The sequence below is a fragment of the Jannaschia faecimaris genome, assembly GCF_900107415.1.
Classification (GTDB): Bacteria; Pseudomonadota; Alphaproteobacteria; order Rhodobacterales; family Rhodobacteraceae; genus Jannaschia; species Jannaschia faecimaris.
Genome location: NZ_FNPX01000004.1, coordinates 125070 through 146546, shown reverse-complemented (window position 1 = coordinate 146546; position 21477 = coordinate 125070). Strand labels below are relative to the sequence as shown.

At 62.7% G+C, this 21477-nt stretch carries 18 protein-coding genes; 11 read left to right on the top strand and 7 right to left on the bottom strand.

The features are described from left to right. Positions 1 to 2 precede the first annotated feature (2 nt). Together BLV27_RS06580 and BLV27_RS06575 are read left to right on the top strand one after the other, a co-directional pair. Positions 3 to 1244 (top strand): cobyrinic acid a,c-diamide synthase CobB, encoded by a 1242-nt coding sequence (locus tag BLV27_RS06580; protein ID WP_092644128.1) that lies wholly within the window; start codon positions 3 to 5, stop codon positions 1242 to 1244. Between the two features lie 87 nt (positions 1245 to 1331). Beyond that, complete coding sequence (locus BLV27_RS06575; RefSeq protein WP_092644126.1) at positions 1332 to 2555, top strand: MFS transporter; 1224 nt, start codon at positions 1332 to 1334, stop codon at positions 2553 to 2555. 74 nt (positions 2556 to 2629) lie between these two features. On the opposite strand, the gene BLV27_RS06570 is transcribed toward BLV27_RS06575, so the two are convergent. The 3 genes from BLV27_RS06570 to BLV27_RS06560 all read right to left on the bottom strand — a co-directional run bounded on the left by BLV27_RS06570 (position 2630) and on the right by BLV27_RS06560 (position 5789). After that, positions 2630 to 3901 (bottom strand): ABC transporter permease, encoded by a 1272-nt coding sequence (locus BLV27_RS06570; protein ID WP_092644124.1) that lies wholly within the window; start codon positions 3899 to 3901, stop codon positions 2630 to 2632. A gap of 1 nt (position 3902) precedes the next feature. Beyond that, complete coding sequence (locus BLV27_RS06565; RefSeq protein WP_092644122.1) at positions 3903 to 4706, bottom strand: taurine ABC transporter ATP-binding protein; 804 nt, start codon at positions 4704 to 4706, stop codon at positions 3903 to 3905. An 81-nt stretch (positions 4707 to 4787) separates the two neighbouring features. Beyond that, positions 4788 to 5789 (bottom strand): taurine ABC transporter substrate-binding protein, encoded by a 1002-nt coding sequence (locus BLV27_RS06560; protein ID WP_092644363.1) that lies wholly within the window; start codon positions 5787 to 5789, stop codon positions 4788 to 4790. 533 nt (positions 5790 to 6322) lie between these two features. Here BLV27_RS06560 and BLV27_RS06555 point away from each other — a divergent pair. The 8 genes from BLV27_RS06555 (at position 6323) to BLV27_RS06520 (ending at position 16984) form a co-directional block, all read left to right on the top strand. After that, complete coding sequence (locus BLV27_RS06555) at positions 6323 to 7720, top strand: aminotransferase family protein (RefSeq protein WP_092644119.1); 1398 nt, start codon at positions 6323 to 6325, stop codon at positions 7718 to 7720. 37 nt (positions 7721 to 7757) lie between these two features. Beyond that, complete coding sequence (locus tag BLV27_RS06550) at positions 7758 to 7976, top strand: hypothetical protein (RefSeq protein ID WP_092644117.1); 219 nt, start codon at positions 7758 to 7760, stop codon at positions 7974 to 7976. A gap of 37 nt (positions 7977 to 8013) precedes the next feature. Further along, entirely contained in the window at positions 8014 to 9489 is a 1476-nt protein-coding gene (pdxR, locus tag BLV27_RS06545) for a MocR-like pyridoxine biosynthesis transcription factor PdxR (RefSeq protein WP_092644115.1), read from the top strand. Positions 9490 to 9637: 148 nt separating this feature from the next. Further along, positions 9638 to 11416: a sulfoacetaldehyde acetyltransferase gene (xsc, locus tag BLV27_RS06540; protein WP_092644113.1), complete on the top strand. Its 1779-nt coding sequence runs from the start codon at positions 9638 to 9640 to the stop codon at positions 11414 to 11416. A 31-nt stretch (positions 11417 to 11447) separates the two neighbouring features. Further along, positions 11448 to 12437 carry a phosphate acetyltransferase gene (gene pta / locus BLV27_RS06535; RefSeq protein WP_092644111.1) on the top strand — a complete coding sequence of 330 codons (990 nt, stop codon included), beginning with the start codon at positions 11448 to 11450 and terminating at the stop codon, positions 12435 to 12437. Next, on the top strand, positions 12434 to 15271 hold the full coding sequence (locus BLV27_RS06530; protein ID WP_092644109.1) for a molybdopterin oxidoreductase family protein: 2838 nt from the start codon (positions 12434 to 12436) through the stop codon (positions 15269 to 15271). The genes pta and BLV27_RS06530 overlap by 4 nt, the downstream gene beginning before the upstream one ends. Positions 15272 to 15338: 67 nt before the next feature. Beyond that, complete coding sequence (locus BLV27_RS06525; RefSeq protein WP_092644107.1) at positions 15339 to 16097, top strand: 4Fe-4S dicluster domain-containing protein; 759 nt, start codon at positions 15339 to 15341, stop codon at positions 16095 to 16097. Continuing rightward, complete coding sequence (locus tag BLV27_RS06520; RefSeq protein ID WP_092644104.1) at positions 16097 to 16984, top strand: dimethyl sulfoxide reductase anchor subunit family protein; 888 nt, start codon at positions 16097 to 16099, stop codon at positions 16982 to 16984. The genes BLV27_RS06525 and BLV27_RS06520 overlap by 1 nt, the downstream gene beginning before the upstream one ends. A gap of 23 nt (positions 16985 to 17007) precedes the next feature. Here the strand turns inward: BLV27_RS06520 and BLV27_RS06515 are convergent, their stop codons facing one another. The 4 genes from BLV27_RS06515 to BLV27_RS06500 all read right to left on the bottom strand — a co-directional run bounded on the left by BLV27_RS06515 (position 17008) and on the right by BLV27_RS06500 (position 20777). After that, positions 17008 to 17304: a DUF1330 domain-containing protein gene (locus tag BLV27_RS06515; protein WP_092644102.1), complete on the bottom strand. Its 297-nt coding sequence runs from the start codon at positions 17302 to 17304 to the stop codon at positions 17008 to 17010. A gap of 73 nt (positions 17305 to 17377) precedes the next feature. Continuing rightward, positions 17378 to 18850, bottom strand: a complete 1473-nt coding sequence (locus BLV27_RS06510) for a carboxypeptidase M32 (protein WP_092644100.1) — start codon at positions 18848 to 18850, stop codon at positions 17378 to 17380. 1 nt (position 18851) lies between these two features. Then, entirely contained in the window at positions 18852 to 19982 is a 1131-nt protein-coding gene (ctaA, locus tag BLV27_RS06505; protein ID WP_092644098.1) for a heme A synthase, read from the bottom strand. A 33-nt stretch (positions 19983 to 20015) separates the two neighbouring features. Then, positions 20016 to 20777: an RNA methyltransferase gene (locus BLV27_RS06500; protein ID WP_092644096.1), complete on the bottom strand. Its 762-nt coding sequence runs from the start codon at positions 20775 to 20777 to the stop codon at positions 20016 to 20018. 78 nt (positions 20778 to 20855) lie between these two features. Between BLV27_RS06500 and BLV27_RS06495 the strand changes: the two genes are divergently transcribed. Then, complete coding sequence (locus BLV27_RS06495; RefSeq protein WP_092644094.1) at positions 20856 to 21467, top strand: thiamine phosphate synthase; 612 nt, start codon at positions 20856 to 20858, stop codon at positions 21465 to 21467. The last annotated feature ends 10 nt before the right edge of the window (positions 21468 to 21477 follow it).

The window sequence follows — 21477 nt, the reverse complement described above, 5'->3', positions numbered from 1 at the left end:
CCGTGCCCGGCCTGATCCTCGCCGCGCCCAGCTCCGGCAGCGGCAAGACGACGGTAACGCTTGGCCTGCTGCGCGCGCTGCGCGACCGCGGCGTGGCCGTCCGAGGGGCGAAATCCGGGCCCGATTACATCGACCCGCGCTTTCACGCCGCCGCCAGCGGGGCCGAGTGCATGAACCTGGACGCCTGGGCCATGTCACCAGAGATGATCGCGGGGCTGACCACCACGCCGGACCTGTTGCTCATCGAAGGGGCGATGGGCCTGTTCGACGGCGCACCGCCCGACGGGCGCGGGGCCGTGGCAGACCTTGCGCGGCAGTTGCACCTGCCGGTGGTTCTGGTGGTCGATGCCGCGCGCATGGCGCAATCGCTTGCCCCGCTGGTGGCCGGGTTCGCGGGGCACGACCCGCGGGTTCGCGTGGCGGGCGTCATCCTCAACCGGGTCGGCAGCCTCCGGCACGAGGCGATGTTGCGCGCCGCCTGCCCCCTGCCGGTCCTTGGGGCGGTCCCGCGCGACACTGCGCTATCCACCCCGTCCCGCCACTTGGGACTGGTGCAGGCGGCGGAGCATCACTCGCTCGAAATGTTCTTGGACCATGCGGCCCGGGTCATGGCCGATTGCATCGACATCGACGCGTTGGAGACCCTTGCGACCCCGCTGCCAGATGCACCTCACGCACCTATACATCCGCCGGCACAGCGCTTGGCTGTTGCTCAGGACAACGCCTTCTCCTTCTCTTATTCACACCTTTTAGATGGATGGAGCAGATCTGGTGCGGATATAATTACCTTTTCTCCACTAAATGACGATCCAGCCCCTGCAGCCGATCTCGTTTTTCTCCCGGGCGGCTATCCTGAATTGCACGCAGGTCGATTGGCGGCGAACGATCAATTCCTGACCTCTTTGCGCGACCGTGCCGTCTATGGAGAATGCGGGGGCTATATGGTGATGGGCGACGGCTTGATCGACGCCGATGGCACGCCGCACGCCATGGCCGGACTGCTGCGGTTGGAAACAAGCTTTGCGGCCCGCAAGCTGCACCTGGGCTATCGCCGCGTGACCGCAACCGAGGGCCCATTCGCGGGACCGTGGGCCGCGCACGAGTTCCACTACGCCACAACCTTGCGCGCCGACGGAACACCCGTGTTCACCGCACGGGACGCCGAAGGCACAGCCCTGCCCGCAATGGGCCTGCGCAGCGGTCTGGCCTGCGGATCTTTCGCCCACCTGATCGCCCCCGTCTGACCCCTGCATCACCGCACAAGCCGGTCGCGGCGTGTGGGTACAATGCCGCGCTGGTGCGGGTGGTGCCACCTGCGTAGGTTCCGCCGCATGAGCACAGTCACCACTATCCCGGATTCCAACGATTCCCTCGCCAAGCGTAACGTGCTTGTTCTTGTAACCGCGCAGGCGCTGCTGGGGTCGCAACTGCCCATCGCCTTTACCGTCGCGGGGCTGATCGGCCTGACACTTGCGCCAACCCCGCTGCTGGCGACGCTGCCGATCAGCCTGATCGTGTTCGGGTCGATGACAACCGCGCCTTGGATTTCGCCATTGATGCAGCGACGGGGCCGGCGCTTCGGCTTCATGCTGGGTGCGATGGCGGGGGCGGCTGGGGCCGCTCTCTCGATGCTGGCGCTGACAACGGGACAGTTCTGGCTGTTCCTTGTGGGAGCCTATTTTACCGGTATTTTCATGTCCACGCTGGGCTTTTACCGCTTCGCGGCCACCGACACCGCGTCAGAGAGCTTCCGGCCCAAGGCAATCAGCTATGTGATGGCAGGCGGGCTGGTGTCGGCCTTCGTGGCGCGAACCGTCGTGACCTCGACTGAGACGGCAACGATTATTCCGTTTTTGGCCACCTATGGCACTGTTTTTGTTCTGAACGCAGTCGGCATGTGGCTGTTCTTACTGCTCGACATTCCCAAACCCGAGGCCCCCGCCGCAGGGGCATCTGCCGGTCGCACAAAGATGGAATTGCTGCGCACGCCGACCATTCTCGTGCCGATCATCTGCGCGATGGTCACCTATGCCTTGATGAACCTTGTGATGACCTCCACACCGCTTGCTGTCGTCGGATGCGGCTTTTCGGTGTCGGACGCGTCGAACATCGTAATGTTCCACGTCATCGCCATGTATGGCCCCAGCTTTTTCACCGGGCACCTGATCACGCGCTACGGCACGACACGGATCATTGCGGCGGGCCTTATGCTCTTGGCCGCTGCGGGCCTCATGGCACTGTCAGGGGTGGAGTTACTCAACTTCTATGGCGCGCTCATCCTGCTTGGCGTGGGTTGGAATTTTGGATTCATCGGGGCGACGTCAATGCTGACAGCGTACCATGGAGCGCAGGAGCGCGGGACGGTTCAGGGCCTGAATGACAGCATGATCTTCGGCATGGTGACACTGGCGTCGCTGTCGTCTGGTGGATTGATGGGCTCGGCTGCGGATGCGGTGTCAGGCTGGTCGGCGGTAAATATCGCGATGGTGCCCTTCCTTGTTCTGGCCGGTGGCGCACTGATCTGGCTACGGAATTCGCATCGACGCGCGGGCTGAGAATTTAATTCAATATCGAGAAACGAAATGGGCGGCCCAACGGCCGCCCAGTCCACGTTACGATATCCGACGGATCAACTGCGGCCCTTCCACGGGACCAGCCAAGTCTCGGCCTTCCGCATTAGGATATCGATGCCGAAGCCGATGATCCCGATCAAGATGATGCCCATCACCACGATATAGGTCTGCTGGAACTTGGACGCGGTCGTGATCATCATGCCCGCGCCGACGTTTGCCGCCACGAGTTCCGCCGCGACCACGGTGCCCCAGCAGACGCCCATCGCGACACGCGCCGCAGTGAAGATTTCCGGTAGGGAGTTGGGGATAATCACGTGCCGCAATATCTGTGCCTTGGATGCGCCCAGCGAATAGGCCGCGTGCACCTTGGTGATGTTGACGCCAGACACGCCCGCCCTCGCCCCGATCGCCATGATCCAGAGCGCGGCAAGGAACAGGAGCACGATCTTGCCCGTCTCGTTGATGCCGAACCAGATGATAACCAGCGGGATCAACGCAAGCGGAGGAACAGGGCGCATGAATTCAACGATCGGGTCGAACCAGCCACGGAACCAGTTTGACAGGCCCATGGCATAGCCCAACGGAATGCCCACCAGCGCTCCGAGCGCAAAGCCCGCAAGTACTCGGAACAGCGACCAGCCAAGATGCTCCCACAGGGTGAAATTGCGGTATCCTTCCTGTGCGACTTCCACCAGCGCCTCGACCACGCGCTCCGGCGACGGAAGGTAGAGCGGTTGCATCTGGAAGCCCTGGCTGGGCACGAAATTCAACTGACCGCGTTCGTTCATGGTGATACGACCGTTGCCGGTCTGGACCGCCTGGTTCGCGCCAATCGGCTCTCCGTTGATCGCGACGATCTGATAGCCATCGACGTTTCCGCCTTCGTCGTTGTTCGCCATGCGGATGATCTTGGAGCGGTAAATACCGATCCGATCGGCATCATTCTTGGCAAAGCCGTCGCCCGGCTCAACGATCGGATCCTCGACCGCCGCCCCGACCTCGTGAACACGCACGGTCACGGTGGCGTCGTCCGTCTGACCGGTTGCATTTTGCGCGGTATAGGTGAACGTCGTGTCGCCCTCGAACGGTCCCGGCACGTGGATTGGCGAGAGTTTGGAGCCGGTGAAAGCCCCCCAGATCAAGAACAGCACCAGGACCGAGATAACGCTGGCCCAACGGTTCGGTCGAACGGCGCTCTCGTCTCCGAAGGTGACTGTCTTGAGGGAGGTGAAATCCTTGCGTTTCGATTTCGCGGTGAGCAGGTTCACCAACAACATGGAGCCGACGAAAAGCGCGGCGTAGACAAAAATGATTAGAAGTCCGGTCATGTCATGCGTCCTCCGTCCGGCCCATGATTTCCTCTTCCATCTCCCAAATCATGGAGAGGATCTCTTCCCGCGTCTTGCCAAACTCGGGGTGTTTCTTGACCTCGCGAAGGTCCTGATCGACGCCCAGTTCTGCAAACGGCAGACGGTATTCGCGGTGGATGCGACCGGGCCGTGGTGCCATCACCAGCAGACGCTCGCCCAGAAGCAGGGCTTCCTCGACGGAGTGGGTGATCAGGATGATCGTCTTGCCCGTCTCTTTCCAGAGCTTCAGGACCAGACCCTGCATCTTCTCACGGGTGAGCGCGTCAAGCGCGCCAAGCGGCTCATCCATCAAGATCACGTCGGGGTCATTGGCTAGGCACCGCGCAAGCGCGACGCGCTGCTGCATGCCGCCCGACAGCTCGTAGATGGCCTTGTCCTTGAAATCCTTGAGGCCAGTGATCTCCAGCAGGTGATCGGCGCTTTGCCGACGCTCGGACACCGGTGTGCCCTTCATGCGCGGCCCAAATTCCACGTTCTCGCGCACGCTCATCCATTCGAACAGCGCACCCTGCTGGAACACCATGCCCCGTTCGGCATTTGGCCCCTGCACCGTGTGCCCATTCAGAACGATCCTTCCGTCGGTCGGAGCCAGGAAACCCGCGACGATGTTCAAAAGCGTAGTCTTGCCGCAACCCGAAGGGCCCAGCACCGACATCAGCTCGCCCTTGCCCAGGTCCAGAGACACATCCTTGAGCGCCTGGACAAAAGACCCGTTAGGCAAATCAAATCGCATCGAGATATTCTCGATAGAGAGTCCGGTCATTCGCTATCCCTTCCGGGTCGCCTCTTGTGGGCACCCTCTGGCTTAATCGGGGGGCGGCGCAGGCCACCCCCCGAATTGGTCTTACATTTTCGACGCGTCGGTCAGCGGACCAGTGTTGACGGTGTCGACATAGCTTTCCAGCGCGGAGGGGATCGAACCCGCTTCCACGAAGACGTCGGCGACGCCCTTCATGAAGGTCGCGGCATTGCCACCCAGCCAACGCTCGGAGAGCTGCTCCTCAATCGTCGGGAAGGCGAATGTCGAAATCGCGCCGCGCGCGGCTTCCAGGTCCTGACCGGATTCATCTGCAATCACCTGCAGCATCTCTTCCGTGGGATCAGCGGCCCAAGCGGCGTTCGCATCGGCCGTCACCTTGACGAATTTCGCCATGATCTCGGGGTTTTCGGCGATAACCGCAGCCGGGGCCGAGGTCACGTCGAAAACGAGGATGCCCAGTTCTTCCTTCTCGGCACCGGTCAGCAGGACGTTGCCCGATTCCTTCATCGTGGCCAGACCGCCGCCGTAGCCGCAGGCGAAGTCTACCGCGCCCTGAGCCAAAGCCGCCGAACCGGTCGGCGGATCCATGTCCACGACTTCGATGGTCGAGATATCGACGCCGAAGTGATCCATCTGCCGCAGGAAACCATAGTGCGCAGCGGTGCCCAGCGGCACGGCGGCCTTCATGCCGGCCAGCTCGCCAGCGTTTTCCTTGGTGATGCCCAGGTCCGACCGTACGACACAGTTGTCGTTCTCGGAATAGGACACGGCCACGTCGATGACCTGCAAGTTTTGTCCTGCAGAGGCGGCGATAACGAAGGGGGGAACGCCCTGGCTCACGGCGATCTGCACGTCGCCCGAAGCCATGGCAGCAGACATCGCGGTGCCCGTCTCGAAGCTGACCCAATTGACGGTGACGCCCAGCGCTTCGTCATAGGCACCCGAGGCCTTGGCGGCCAGCATAGGCATCGGCCACTCCAGGAAGTAGGCGACAGTGATCTCGTCCAGGTGACCATCGGCCATGGCGGCCTGCCCCGACATCAGCGCGGCGGCTGCGGTCATTGTGGCGAAGGTGATATTCTTCATTCGTAAAACTCCCAGTTGATGACAGAGCGGTTTGCCCACCCCTTGGTTGACCTGCCCTTTCAGGCAGGAATCGGTCCGGCTTTCGGCTGATGCCACGCAGTTGCAAAGCGTTTCATCAACTTTACCGAAAAAGCGGAAAGTCCGGATGTAAGTCACGCGAATTCCTCCACGCACCACGCCACCGAACGACCCCCTATTGACGTGTAACGACCTTAGTCGACCCGAATGTGTCCACCCCGGATCAGGGCAATCGGCCCAACGCACGCCTGAAACGCGCTCCAATACACGGTTTTCGCTACTTTTCCTTACCTCTCGGACTCAAATCCAGAATAGATTACCCTGGACGATGCGCCCTGAGCCTATGAACGGCAAAGCATATCTCGCAAGCCGGTCTGCGATCTGGCCATAGCGCCCCGGCGAAACTGGCCCTATCTCGTGATCAATTTCCGTGGATTCTGCACCGAAGAGCATCGACTGCGCATCGTATTTATACGATTGTTGTATAACGACCTTTTTCCGGGAGGATTCCGCAAATGGATACCATCGCCCCCAACGACATGACCGCCATCGTAGAAGCCGATCGCGCCCACATCTGGCATCACCTGCTGCCGCACAAGCCGCTGGAAACCAACGATCCGCGGATCATTGTCGAAGGCAAGGGGATGCGCGTCTGGGACCAGAAGGGCAAGGAGCACATTGACGCCGTGTCGGGCGGTGTCTGGACCGTGAACGTCGGCTACGGCCGCGTTGAGATCGCCGACGCGGTACACGCGCAACTGGTCAAGATCAACTTCTTTGCCCAAAGCGCCGGCTCAATTCCCGGATCGCAGTTCGCAGAAAGACTGATCTCCAAGATGCCGGGGCTCAGCCGGGTCTATTTCGCCAACTCCGGGTCCGAGGCGAACGAGAAGGCCTTCAAGATGGTCCGCCAGATTTCGGCGCGCCACCATGGCGGCAAGAAGCACAAGATCCTGTTCCGTCATCGCGACTACCACGGCACCACGATCACGGCGCTGTCCGCAGGCGGTCAGGATCAACGCAACGCCCAGTATGGCCCGTTCACGCCCGGCTTCGTTTCGGTCCCGCACTGCCTGGAATATCGTGCGCACGAACAGGAGTTCGGTAAGGGCCTCACCGGCGAGGATTACGGCGTGGCCGCCGCCAATGCGATCGAGGAGGTCATCCTGCGCGAAGGCCCCGACACAGTTGGTGCACTCTGCCTGGAGCCGGTGACCGCGGGCGGCGGCGTCATCGTGCCGCCCAAGGGGTATTGGGAGCGCGTGCAGGAAATCTGCGAGAAGTACCAGATTCTGCTCCATATCGACGAAGTCGTGTGCGGCGTCGGCCGCACCGGGACCTGGTTCGGATATCAGCATTATGGCGTGAAGCCCGATTTCGTGACCATGGCCAAGGGCGTCGCCTCGGGCTATGCGGCCATCAGCTGCTGTGTGACCTCCGAGAAGGTCTTCGAGATGTTCAAGGACGACCACGCCGATCCGCTGGGGTACTTCCGCGACATCTCAACCTTCGGGGGATGCACTGCCGGACCGGCGGCTGCGTTGGCCAACATGAAGATCATCGAGAATGAGGATCTGTTGGAGAACACGCTCCGGATGGGCGATTACATGCTCGATCAGCTCAAGGCGCTTCAGGACAGGCACGCCGTTATCGGCGAGGCCCGCGGCAAAGGCCTCTTCCTTGGTGCAGAACTGGTCAAGGATCGCCACACGCGCGAGCCGGTGGCCGAGAAGATGGTACAGGCCGTCGTGGCAGACTGCATGGCGCAGGGTACGATTATCGGCGCGACCAACCGCTCTCTGGACGGCTACAACAACACCCTGTGCTTCAGCCCCGCGCTAATCGCAACGAAAGACGACATCGATCAGATCGTGTCGTCGGTCGACTCTGCCCTTGGCCGCGTTTTCGGCTGAACTTGGAAAGACTGTCCGGGGGCCTAGGTTCCAGGACATGTCTTATCGCGCGATAGCTCTGTTTCTCGACAGCCTCGCCATCGGCGTGGCCGTCTCGACGTTCATTCTGGCCGCCGGGGTTATCTTCGACGTCTGGGGCCTCGCACGGGCAGTGGACGAACTGGGGTTGATCGCGCTTTCGGTGCTCTGGCTGCAACTGGCGGTATTCATCGCGCCTTTCGCAACGCTGGCGCTGTTGGCCCGGATGTCGGATTGAGCTTTTAGGGCCAGATCAGTCGGGCTATACGTCCAATATGGCCATCGCTGTCGAGCAGTTCTTTCTGGACCCCAACTACCGGGGCACCTTGCAACGGCAATTGCAGGAGATCGTGACGGGCGGCGTTCTGGCCGGGCGGTTCCGGCTTGGTGAACGGATGCCCTCCTCCCGCGGTCTGGCCCGGCACTTGGGGATCAGCCGCATCACCGTCACCCTCGCCTATACCGACCTTGTGGCGAACGACTACCTGTCGGCGCGCGGGCGATCGGGCTATTTCGTCTCGGAATCCGCGCCCCGCCCGCCCAGCTTCCCGACACCGGTGCGAACGGAATCCAACGTCGATTGGTCGCGCGCGATCGGGCAGCGGTTTCCGCCTTCCACTGTGCTGCAACGGCCCGAAGACTGGCGGCGCTATCGCTATCCTTTCATTTATGGCCAGACCGACGCCCGCCTTTTCGATCACCAGAACTGGCGCAAATGTGCGCTTCAGGCGCTTGGTGTCCGCGATTTCGCCGCGCTGACCGAAGACAGTTACGGTCGCGACGATCCGCAGCTTATCGACCAGATCATTCGCCACATCCTGCCCCGACGCGGCATCGTCGCCGACCCGTCCGAGGTTTTGGTGACCATGGGCGCGCAGAACGCGCTCTGGATGCTGGCACAGGTTCTGCTGACGCAGCGGCGCACTGCGGTGATGGAGTTTCCCTGCTATCCCGCATTGCGCGAAATCCTTCACCAGTCGCGCTGCAACACGCTGGACGTCACGGTAGACGCCCTTGGCCTGCCGCCCGAAGATGTGCCGCCCGAAGCCGATGTCGTCTTCGTCACCCCGTCCCACCAATGCCCGACCTCGGCCACGATGCCCGTTTCGCGCCGCCGCGCCTTGCTGGAACAAGCAGAGAAGCATGATTTCCTGATCGTAGAGGACGATTACGAATTCGAACTGGCCTTCACCAGCTCCCCCTCGCCCGCGCTCAAATCGCTCGACCGGGGGGGGCGCGTGGCCTACCTCGGCAGCTTTGCCAAATCGCTTTTCCCTGGCCTGCGCCTTGGCTATGTCGTGGCCCCCGAACCCCTGATCCGCGAACTGCGAACGCTGCGCTCGCTGATCGTGCGGCACGTGCCCGGTCATATCCAGCGGTCGACGGCCTATTTTCTGGCGCAGGGGCACTATGATGCGCAGGTGCACAAGATGGCGCGCGCCTACCGCGAGCGCCGAGCGGTGACCGAGGTCTCGATCCAAGCCGAGGGGCTTACCTTGGCCGGAGCGAGCAATTTCGGTGGCTCATCCTTCTGGATGCGGGCCCCCGGCGGGGTGCAGGCGGCGCAACTGGCCGAGCGTCTGCGCCACCGTCAGGTTCTGATCGAGCCGGCCGGGGCGTTCTTCGGCAAGGGCCGCGATCCGGAAACACATTACCGCCTGGCCTATTCGTCGATTCCCGCAGTCGACATCCCCGAAGGCATCCGTCGCATTGCCGAGGAAGGGCAGGCACTCGCCCGTTGCCGAGCGTGACACCACTGGACCACCCCCGCACTGGCGCTAGGGCGGAAGTCCTGCTGGACCTAACGAAGACTTGACCGAAGCCGTATGTTGACGGCAGATAGGTAACAAATCGAGACTCTTGGTCTCATTTTTAAATTCTTTCGGGAGGAGAGATCCAATGAAGATGACAACCGAAGAAGCCTTCGTCAAAACCCTTCAGGCCCACGGCATTCGCCAGGCTTTCGGGATCATCGGCTCGGCCATAATGCCCATCTCAGATATCTTCCCCACCGCCGGAATCACCTTTTGGGATTGCGCACACGAAGGCTCCGCCGGGATGATGGCCGACGGCTACACCCGCGCCACGGGCGAAATGTCGATGATGATCGCCCAGAACGGCCCCGGCATCACGAACTTCGTGACCGCCGTGAAAACCGCGTACTGGAACCACACCCCCTGCCTGCTGGTGACGCCGCAAGCCGCCAACAAGACCATCGGTCAAGGCGGATTTCAGGAAATGGAGCAGTTGAACCTGTTTGCTGACTGCGTTGCCTACCAGGAAGAGGTGCGCGATCCCACGCGCATCGCCGAGACGCTGGCCCGGGTCATCGCCAAGGCCAAGCGCCTGTCGGGCCCCGCGCAGATCAACATCCCGCGCGACTTCTGGACGCAAGTGGTGGACATCGATATCCCCGAGCCGGTCGAATTCGAAGTCTCGCCGGGCGGCGAGAATTCCGTGCGCAAGGCTGCCGAACTGCTGTCCTCCGCCAAGAACCCGGTCATCCTGAACGGTGCCGGCGTTGTCCTGTCGGACGGTGGCATCGCCGCGTCAATGAAACTGGCCGAACGCCTGGATGCGCCGGTCTGCGTAGGCTACCAGCACAACGACGCGTTCCCCGGCTCGCATCCGCTGTTTGCCGGTCCGCTCGGCTACAACGGATCCAAGGCCGGCATGGAGCTGATCAAGGAGGCCGACGTTGTCCTCTGTCTCGGGACCCGGCTGAACCCGTTTTCGACCCTGCCGGGCTATGGCATGGAGTATTGGCCCAAGGACGCCAAGATCATTCAGGTCGACATCAACCCTGACCGCATCGGCCTAACCAAGAAGGTCTCCGTCGGCATCGTCGGCGACGCCGCAAAAGTGGCGACGGGCATCCTTAACGGCCTTTCGGACAACGCTGGCGACGCCGGTCGCGCCGATCGCAAGGCGCGGATCGCGCAGACGAAATCGGCTTGGAAGCAAGAGCTTTCCTCCCTCGATCACGAGCAGGACGATCCCGGCACCACCTGGAACGAACGCGCCCGCCAAGCGCGCCCTGACTGGATGTCCCCCCGCCAGGCATGGCGCGCCATTCAGGCTGCCCTTCCGCGCAACGCGATCATTTCATCCGACATCGGCAACAACTGCGCGATCGGCAACGCCTACCCGGATTTCGACGAAGGTCGGAAATATCTGGCTCCGGGCCTGTTCGGTCCCTGCGGCTATGGCCTGCCTTCGATCGTGGGTGCCAAGATCGGCCGCCCCGACGTTCCGGTTGTGGGCTTCGCCGGCGACGGCGCATTCGGCATCGCAGTAAACGAGTTGACGGCAATCGGACGCGATGAATGGCCCGCCATCACGCAGATCGTTTTCCGCAACTACCAGTGGGGAGCTGAGAAGCGGAACTCCACGCTGTGGTTCGACGACAACTTCGTGGGCACCGAGCTGGACATGAAAGTCAGCTATGCGGGCATCGCCGAAGCGTGCGGCCTGATCGGCAAGCAGGCCAAGACGATGGACGAGCTGACCGAAATGCTGAACCAGGCGATCAAGGATCAAATGGAGAACAATAAGACCACGCTGATCGAGGTGATCCTCAACCAGGAACTGGGCGAGCCTTTCCGTCGTGACGCGATGAAGAAGCCGGTCCGGGTTGCCGGGGTATCCAAAGGCGACATGCACGTCGCCGCAGAGTGATCTGTTTCGATGCGATAATGGGAGCGGCCTCGTGACCTCGCCGCTCCTTGCTCTCAGGGACCGTGCGAAGCAGTCCCTTCGTCACATCGTCCTGTCCGAAGGTACCGACAGCCGCGTGCTGTCGGCGGCGGGTCGCGCGGTTGCCGAGGGGCTGGCCCGGATCACGGTGCTGGCCCCGAAGGGAACCACCGTCCCCGATGGCGTCGCCTTGGAGGACCCCGAAACCAGCCCGCACCGCGACGCGCTTGTCGCAGCTTTTCTCGACGCGCGCGCCAAACGTAACCCGACCGCCGAGCAGGCCGCCGCAGCAGTATCCGACCCGTTGACCTATGCCGCGCTCATGGTACGGATCGGGGCCGCCGACGGCACGATCGGCGGCGCGGTCCACACCACCTCCGACACGGTACGCGCGGCGCTTCAGATGATTGGGACCGCTCCCGGCGCGCCGATGGTCAGCAGTTTCTTTCTGATGGTCCTGCCGGACAGTCATCCGACCCGCCCCGGCGCGGGCCTTATCTTTTCGGACTGCGGCCTTGTGATCGATCCCGATGCGACCCAGCTTGCCGCCATTGCGTCCCAGGCCGCCGCTTCCGCCCGCGCTTTGCTGGGGACGGCCCCCAAGGTCGCGATGCTGTCGTTCTCTACCAAGGGCAGCGCGCATCACATGGCGGTCAACAAGGTTACCGACGCGCTCGAAATCGCGCGCGAGACTGCCGACTTCGACATTGATGGCGAATTGCAGTTCGACGCCGCCTTCGACGCTGGCGTGGGTGCATCCAAGGCCCCCGGAAGTGATGTTGCGGGTCAGGCCAACGTGTTGATCTTCCCCAACCTTGACGCGGGCAATATCGGTTACAAGATCGCGCAGCGCATCGGCGGGGCCACCGCCATCGGCCCGGTTTTGCAAGGTCTGGCCAAGCCCGCCAACGATCTGTCGCGTGGCTGCACCGCCGACGACATCCTAGACATGATCGGCGTGACCAGCGCCCAAATCGACGCCACCAAGGGAGTGCAACAATGAACCAACCGGTCCTGAACCTGTCTCCCAAAGTCTCGGACGAAGTGCGCAAGACGACCTGCTACATGTGCGCCTGCCGCTGTGGCATCAATGTGCATATGAAGAACCAGCCCGACGGGACGCAGAAAGTCGCCTACATCGAGGGCAACAAGGACCATCCCGTCAATCGCGGCGTCCTGTGTGCCAAGGGCAGCGCGGGCATCATGCAGCACAACGCACCGTCCCGCCTGCGCGCGCCCCTCAAGCGTGTGGGCGAGCGTGGCGAGGGTAAGTTCGAGGAAATCTCCTGGGACGAGGCCTATGACATTGCCGCCAAGTGGCTGAAACCGATCCGCGAAACCGATCCATCAAGACTTGCTTTCTTCACCGGCCGTGACCAATCGCAGAGCTTCACGTCCTGGTGGGCACAGGCCTTCGGCACGCCCAACTACGCCGCCCATGGTGGCTTTTGCTCCGTCAACATGGCGGCGGGCGGCATTTACACCATGGGCGGTGCCTTCTGGGAGTTCGGTCAGCCCGACTGGGACCGTACCAAGCTGTTCATCCTGTTCGGCGTAGCCGAGGACCACGATAGCAACCCGATCAAGATGGGCTTGGGCAAGATCAAGAAGAACGGGGCCAAGGTCGTCGGCGTGAACCCCATCCGTTCGGGCTATAACGCAGTCGCTGACGATTGGTTCGGGATCACTCCGGGCACGGATGGCCTGCTGATCCTCAGTCTGGTCCATTGCCTCATCAAGGCGGGCAAGATCGACCTGGAGTACCTCCGCGACTTCACCGACGCGCCCGTCCTGATCGATGCCGACCCGAACTCCGCAACCAACGGCCTCGCGCTGCTGGACGACGACGGGCACAAACTGGTCTGGGATCGGACCGAAAAGCGCGCCCGCTGCTATGACGCGGAAGACGTGAACCCCGACCTCGCCGGCGTATGGGAAGTGGACGGGATCAAGCACCGCACCGTTTTCCAGCACATGGTCGACAAGTATCTCGACACGCAATACGCCCCCGAGGCTGTGGCGGAACGTGTCGGTATTCCCGCTGGCCGCATCCGCGCGCTGGCGGCAGAGATCGCCCGAGTTGCCTTTGATGAAGCAATAGAGTTGCCGATCGAATGGACCGACTTCCGCGGCCGCAAGCACACCAAGATGACCGGGCGCCCCGTGTCGATGCACTCCATGCGCGGCATCAGTGCGCACGCCAACGGCTTTCAGACCTGCCGCGCGCTGCACATGCTCCAGATCCTGATTGGCAGCGTTGAAACCCCCGGCGGCTTTCGCTTCAAGCCGCCCTACCCCAAGCCTGCGACGGCGCATCCCAAGCCGCATTGCAAGGTCACGCCCGGCGCGCCGCTGGACGGCCCGCATCTCGGATTCGTCCACGGTCCCGCCGACCTGGCGCTGAAAGACGACGGAACCCCAGCACGCATCGACAAGGCGTTCACGTGGGAAAACCCGATGTCGGCGCATGGGATGATGCACATGGTCATCTCGAACGCGCACGCAGGCGATCCTTACAAGATCGACACTTTGTTCCTGTACATGGCCAACATGGCGTGGAACTCTTCGATGAACACGTCCGGAACCATGAAGATGCTGTCCGACAAGGACGCGAACGGCGACTACGTTATCCCACACATCATCTATTCTGACGCCTACAGCTCCGAGATGGTGGCCTACGCCGACCTCATCCTGCCCGATACGACCTATCTGGAGCGTCACGACTGCATTTCGCTCCTCGACCGCCCGATCTGCGAGGCCGAGGCGGCAGCCGACGCGATCCGTTGGCCCGTGGTCGAGCCGAACCGCAACGTGAAGGGCTTCCAATCCGCGCTGATCGACCTGGGGGCCAAGCTTGGCCTGCCCGGCTTCGTCAAGGACGACGGCAGCCAGAAGTTCCGTGATTATGCCGACTATATCGTCAGCCACGAACGCCGCCCCGGCGTCGGCCCGCTGATGGGGTTCCGCGGCGAAAACGGGGACCAGACGGGGCGCGGTGCGCCAAACCCGAACCAAATGCAGGCCTATATCGACAACGGCGGCTATGCCGTATCGCACATCCCGGAAGAGGCGCAGTTCTACAAACCGTGGAACAAGGCCTATCAGGACTGGGCCGTCGAGATTGGCCTTTTCGACAAGGCCGCACCATACCTCTTTACCCTCTGGTGCGAGCCGCTGCGTCGGTTCCAACTGGCCGCCGAAGGCCACGGCGATCGACAGCCCCCCGATCACCTGCGCGCCCGCATCAAGGCCACGATGGACCCGCTGCCGATCTGGTGGAATGCCATGGCGGATCATGGCGGCGACGCGGGCGAATTCACCGTCAACGCGCTCACCCAGCGGCCCATGGCAATGTACCACTCCTGGGGCACGCAGAACGCCTGGCTGCGGCAGATCCATGGTCGCAACCCGATGTATCTGCCAACCGAAATCTGGGAACAGCACGGCTTCGACGAAGGCAGCTGGGCAAGAATCTCAAGCCCGCACGGTGAAATCACCGTACCCGTCGCCCACATGCCCGCCCTTAACCACAACACGATCTGGACGTGGAACGCGATCGGAAAGCGCAAGGGGGCATGGGCCCTGAAGGACAACGCGCCGGAAACGAAGGAGGGGTTCCTGCTCAACCATCTGATTCACGAACTCCTGCCGCCCAAGCAGGACGGGATGCGCTGGTCAAACTCCGACCCGATTACCGGTCAGGCCGCGTGGTTCGACCTCAAGGTAAAAGTCGAGAAGGTCGCGCCCCCCGCCGATCTGAAATCGAAACCCGATACCGGCCGACAGGCCAGCCCCGTGGGCCAAGGGCCCGACAGTTTGGCGTGGGAGGTGAAATGATCCTTCCTCTTTCGAAAAATATCCCCGCCGGAGGCATCCGACCTCTCAACCCAGAGGGCCGCATCCAATGACCGCACTTCCACAATCGACCGAGCGTAAACTCGGCCTCGTCATCGATCTGGACACCTGCGTCGGCTGCCATGCCTGCGTCACCGCCTGTAAAGGTTGGAACACCCAGAACTACGGCGCGCCGCTGTCGGATCAGGACCCCTACGGCGAGCCTTCGGGCACGTTCCTCAACCGCATCCACAGCTTCCAGTCGCAGCCGGAAAGCGGCTTTGCCCAGACGACGCATTTCCCTAAGTCCTGCCTGCACTGCGAGGACGCGCCCTGCGTCACCGTCTGCCCCACCGGGGCCAGCTACAAACGCGTCGAGGACGGCATCGTGCTGGTCAACGAAGACGCCTGCATGGGTTGTGGCCTTTGCGCCTGGGCCTGCCCCTACGGCGCGCGGGAGCTGGATCAGCAGGCGGGTGTGATGAAGAAATGCACGCTCTGCGTTGATCGCATCTACAATGAGAACCTGGCCGAGGAAGACCGCCAGCCCGCCTGCGTGCGCACCTGTCCCGCCGGGGCCCGCCACTTCGGTGATCTGGGTGACCCCACCAGTGACGTCAGTAAGCTGGTGGCCGAACGCGGCGGCGTCGATCTGATGCCGGAACAGGGTACCAAACCCGTGAACCAGTATCTGCCACCCCGCCCCCGCGACACGATTCAACCCGCGATGCACGGCGAAGAAGACATCCTAGCCCCCTTCCTCGCCCCCGTTGCCGAGGAGCCGCAGGGCTTTCTCGGCTGGCTCGATCGCGCGCTGGAGAAACTCTGATGCAACCCGCACCCTCCGTAATCATCTTCTCCACCCTATCGGGCGCAGGCTTCGGGCTGTTGTTCTTCTTGGGTCTCGGCATGCCGTCGGTCAGCGGCGGCATAGCGTTCGGCTTCTACGTCATCGCGTACCTGCTTGCCGTGGGCGGCCTGATGGCCTCGGTCTTCCATTTGGGCAACAAGAAGAACGCTTGGAAATCCTACAGCCAGTGGCGCACGTCCTGGCTGTCGCGCGAAGGCTGGTTCGCCGTTTCGGCCCTCCTGCTGATGGGGATCCATGCCTTCTTTCAGGTCTTCTTCGGCACCACGATTTCCACAATCGGCTGGCTTGGGGCTGCGCTTTCACTTTGCACGGTATTCGCGACAGGCATGATCTACGCACAGTTGAAAACCATCCCACGCTGGAGCCAACCGGCAACGCCGGCCTTCTTCGTCGTGGCCGCGTTGGCCGGTGGGGCGCTGTTGTCGAACAACCCGAACCTTGCAATCGTCCTGCTGATCGTACTCGCCGTCGTCGTCGGGTTCCATTGGTGGAAGGGCGACAGCCGCTTCGCTGAAGCCGGGTCCACGATCGGCACAGCCACGCAGCTCAATGGCAAGGTTTCGCTTTGGGAAAAGCCGCACACGGGCGAGAATTATTTGACGCACGAAATGGTTTATCAAGTCGCGCGCAAGCACGCGGTGAAGCTGCGCGTTATCGCGCTTGTCCTCATGACGGCCGTGCCGGTGGGCCTGGTCGTCATCTTCGGCGCACACCATATCCCGGTGTTGCTGGCGGTGGTGTCGCACCTGGCCGGGCTATTCGCACAGCGCTGGCTGTTCTTCGCCGAGGCCGAGCATGTCGTGGGCCTCTACTACGGAGCGCATACGGACAAGCAGTCCGCCTGAGGGAGCTTGTTGGTCAACCGGTGTCACTCCAGCGCGTCCACCAGGATCGCGTTGAGAGTGGATCCGGAGCGCCGGAGGACCGCAAGTTCCTGAAACGCGTCCGATGCCCAGAACTCCCGCGCGAGGTCTCGGTCCGGGAACCGGATCACGAAAGCCGCATCAGGCAGCGTGGCCTCGCCCTCCATCAGCTCCGGCGCACCGCCGCGAACGATGAATACGCCCTTGTGATGCTCCACCACATCGGGAATCCGGGCGAAATACTGATCCATCCAGTCTCGGCTGTGGATCTGCATCTGACCGATCACGAATGCTGCTGCCATGGCGGGACGCTCCTCCGAGTATGCTGTGAAAGCAGCCTATGCCGCACCGCGACGTTCGGCAAATCGCCCTGCGTCAGGGATACAGATCCCCGAACTTCGCCTCTAGATAGGACAGCAGCGGCTCTGCGGACGGATCATCTCCGGTTGCGTGCCGGATAGTCTCCGACGGATCGCGCAAAGCACCGAATACTTGCAGATTCTTGCGCATCCATCCCGTAGCGGGCGACGGGTCACCCTTGGAAAGCGCTTCGTCGATACCCGGCTCGTCGCGACGCGCGGCGGCCATCAGGCAGCCCGCGAACAGATTGCCCAACGAGTAGGTCGGGAAATATCCCATCAACCCGACAGACCAATGTACGTCTTGCATGAACCCGTTCGAGGGCTTGTCCACGGCAAACCCGAAGTCGGCCAGAAACCGGTCGTTCCACGCCGTCTCAAGGTCCTCAACCGCCAGATCACCCAAGATCGCCGCGCGCTCCAGATCGAAACGCAGCATGATATGAAGGTTATAGTTCACTTCGTCCGCCTCGGTCCGGATGTGCCCCGAGCCGACACTGTTCACCGCGCGGTAGAACTGCCGTTCCGACGCAACGCCGATATCGCCAAAGACATCCCGCATCCGACCATAGAGCCAACCGCAATAGGCCTCCGACCGGGCCATCTGGTTTTCATAGCTGCGCGACTGGCTTTCGTGCACGCCCATCGACACGCCCCGTCCGATCGGCGTCATCAAGTGCCCCGGATCGACGCCCTGCTCATAGGCGGCATGGCCCACCTCGTGTACGGTCGAGAACAGGCAGTTAAACGGATCTGCCTCATCCACGCGCGTCGTAATGCGAACGTCGAGCCCCGAGCCCGAGGAGAAGGGATGCGCCGCAAGGTCCATCCGCCCACGCGTCATATCATAGCCAAAGGCCGCCGCGACCTCCTCGGACAGGGCCAGTTGCTGCGCGCGTGGGAAATTTCCCGTCAGCTTCGGGGCCGGTTTCCCCGCCAGCGCGCGGTCCCGGATCGTACGCAGGCGGGGGCGCATCCTGTCGAACATTGCGGCCATGTCCGCTGCATTCCCGCCCGGCTCGTAGTCCTGCATCAGCGCGTCATAGGCGTCGCGCTCGGTGCCCTGCGCCAAGGCCGCGCCCTCCTCCTGCCGCAGGCGGACAACCTCGGCCAGCACCGGCACGAAGGCCTTTGCGTTCTCGGCCCCGCGCGCGGCAACCCATTGGCCCTGCGCCAGCGACGTAACCCGCGCAAGTTCCGACGCCAGCTTCGCCGGCACCTTCAGGTTGCGCTCATAGCTGCGGCGGATGTCGCGCATGTTGGCATCGCCCGCCGCGTCGGGTGCATGCGCCTCATTCAGCCAGTCGCCGATCCGAGGGTCGGTCCGCCGCGCGTGCAGCACCTCTTCCAGCGCGGCCATCTCCTCGGCCCGTTGTGGGGATGCCCCTTTTGGCATCATTGTCTCCTGGTCCCACCCCGTGCGCCCGGCAACCTGCGACAGGGCCTCGGTCGTGCGCTGAAAAGCCATGAGGTCGTCGTATGCGGGCATGTCAGGTCCTTACGAATTGAGGCAGAGGATATTTCGACCGGTGACGCGCGCGCACGGTCAGACCGATAAGAATTATCGCTCCGAACTGGTGCAAAATGGCAAGATACCAAGGGCTGGAATGCATCACGGTGACGACTCCCAGCAGCATCTGCACCGTGGCCATCGCCAGAATGCCGACAAACACCACGGCCGTCTTGCGGTTGGCCGAACGCCGCCCGACCCACCAGGCCATGATGATCACGGCAAACAGGATATATCCCAACAGGCGATGGAAGAACTGCACCGTGCCGTCGTTTTCAAACAGGTTGCGCCATGCCGGCTCCAACTCCCACATGCCCGGCGGGGTGATGCCACCGGCCATCAGCGGCCAGTCGATGTAATTGCGCCCCGCGTCGATACCCGCGACCAGCGCGCCCATCAGGATCTGGGCGAAGGTCAAAACGATCAACACCGTCGCGACCTTCATCAGGCGCGTCTCGGACAAGCGCCGGGCCGATATCAGCTCCGATGAGGAGCGTGACAGCGACAGGATGAACCACGCAATCAGCGACAGAAGCGCAAATGCACCGCCCAAATGCGTTGCCAACCGATAGGACGCGACGTCCAGCATAGTGCCAGACAGACCGCTGGACACCATCCACCAGCCGACCGCACCCTGCGCGCCGATGCCCGCACCCACGACCACCAGCCGCCCCGTCCAGCCTGGCGGGATCTTCCGCATCGCCAAAAGACCCAGGAACCCCAGGATCCAGACCGCCCCGATCACGCGGCCCAGTTGGCGGTGACCCCATTCCCACCAATAGATGAACTTGAACTCGGACATCTCCATGCCGCGGTTCTGCAACTGGTACTCGGGGATCTGGCGATACTTGTCGAACTCCGACTCCCATGCGGCTTCCGACATCGGCGGAACGGTCCCTGTCACAAGATTCCATTCGGTGATCGAAAGGCCCGAGTCGGTCAGACGGGTCATGCCCCCCACCGGGATAATCGCCAGGATCAGCACGAACAACAGCACCAGCCAGCGCTTGACGGCACCGCGCGATCCGCGCCGCTTGCCGTCGATCAGACCGCCGGTCGTGGCGGCGCGATCAGTCGTGGTGACGTCTTCGAAAATCGCGCGTTTGGCCATGTCTGCCTCCTTGTTCAGGACCGGGATAATGCCTCAGCCCCGCTCCTTCCAGCGTACCATCTGTCGCATCATCCCGTGGAAGACCTGAACGTCGGCACGCGTCAGCGGCATCCGCGACCACAGATTGCGCAAGGTAACCTTCATCGCCGCGGCCTTGCCCTCGGGCCAGAAGAAGCGCGCCTCCTCCAGTCGCTCCTCGTAATGCGCGATCAGGGCCTCCATCTCGGCGTGGCTGGCCCATTGGGTGTCGGCCATCTCCATCTCCATGGGCACGGGCATGGCGGCCGTGCGTCGCCATTCGTACCCCATCAGCAATACGCATTGCGCTAGGTTCAGCGATGCAAAGGCCGGGTTTGTCGGCACCGAGACGATGGCATTGGCCAGCGCGATGTCGTCATTTTCCAGCCCCGTGCGCTCGGGTCCGAACAGTACGGCAACCTTCTGACCCGACGCGCCACGCTTGCGTGCGTCAATCATCGCGGCCTCGGGCGTGTACACAGGTTTGGTCAGGTCCCGATCCCGCGCGGTCGTGGCAAAGACAAAGGTGCAATCCGCAACGGCCTCCTGAGTGGTGTCGCAGATACGCGCATGGTCCAGGATGCGCCCGGCACCCGAGGCCAGCGCGACCGCCCGTTCATTGGGCCAGCCGTCACGCGGCGCGGTCACCCGCATGTGCTCCAACTCGAAGTTGAGCATCGACCGGGCCGCGGCCCCAATGTTCTCGCCCATCTGAGGGCGCACCAAGACAAAGGCGGGGCGGGGATCGGTGGCGGAATTGGACGTGTCGTCAGTCATGACGAGCGCCCTAGCGCGCCGCGCCTTGCGGCGCAATCGCGGCCCCGATAATTGGGGACAAACCAAGGGGACGCTCCGATGACCGATATGCCGCAACTCTACCTCATCACGCCCCCCGAAATCGATGCCGGGTTCGAGGGGAGGCTGTCCTCGGTTCTGGATTCAAATGACATCGCCTGTCTGCGTCTGGACCTCGCGACCAAGGACGAAGACCGCATTACCCGCGGCGTCGATCTGTGCCGCGAGGTGGCGCACCGCTACGAGGTGCCCTTGATTATCACGGATCATTCCGCCCTCGTGGAAAAGCTGGGCCTGGACGGCGTGCATCTGACCGACCCCCGCCCCTTGCGCAAATTGCGCACCGACTGGGGTCCGGACCCGATTATCGGGGCTTTCTGCGGCACGTCCCGTCACGACGGAATGGCCGCGGGCGAGGCCGGTGCCGATTACGTCGCCTTCGGCCCGGCGGGTCCCGCACCGCTCGGCACGGCGGGGCGCGCCGAACCCGAACTTTTCCAGTGGTGGTCCCAGATGATCGAATTGCCCGTGGTGGCCGAAGGCGCGCTGGACCTCGCGACGATAGAAACCCTGAAAGACGCGACGGACTTCATCGCGTTGGGTGAGGAAATCTGGTCAACGGAAGATCCTGTTAAGGCCCTCAGGGATCTGACAGCCCCTTTCCGCGCCTGACGCCGTTATC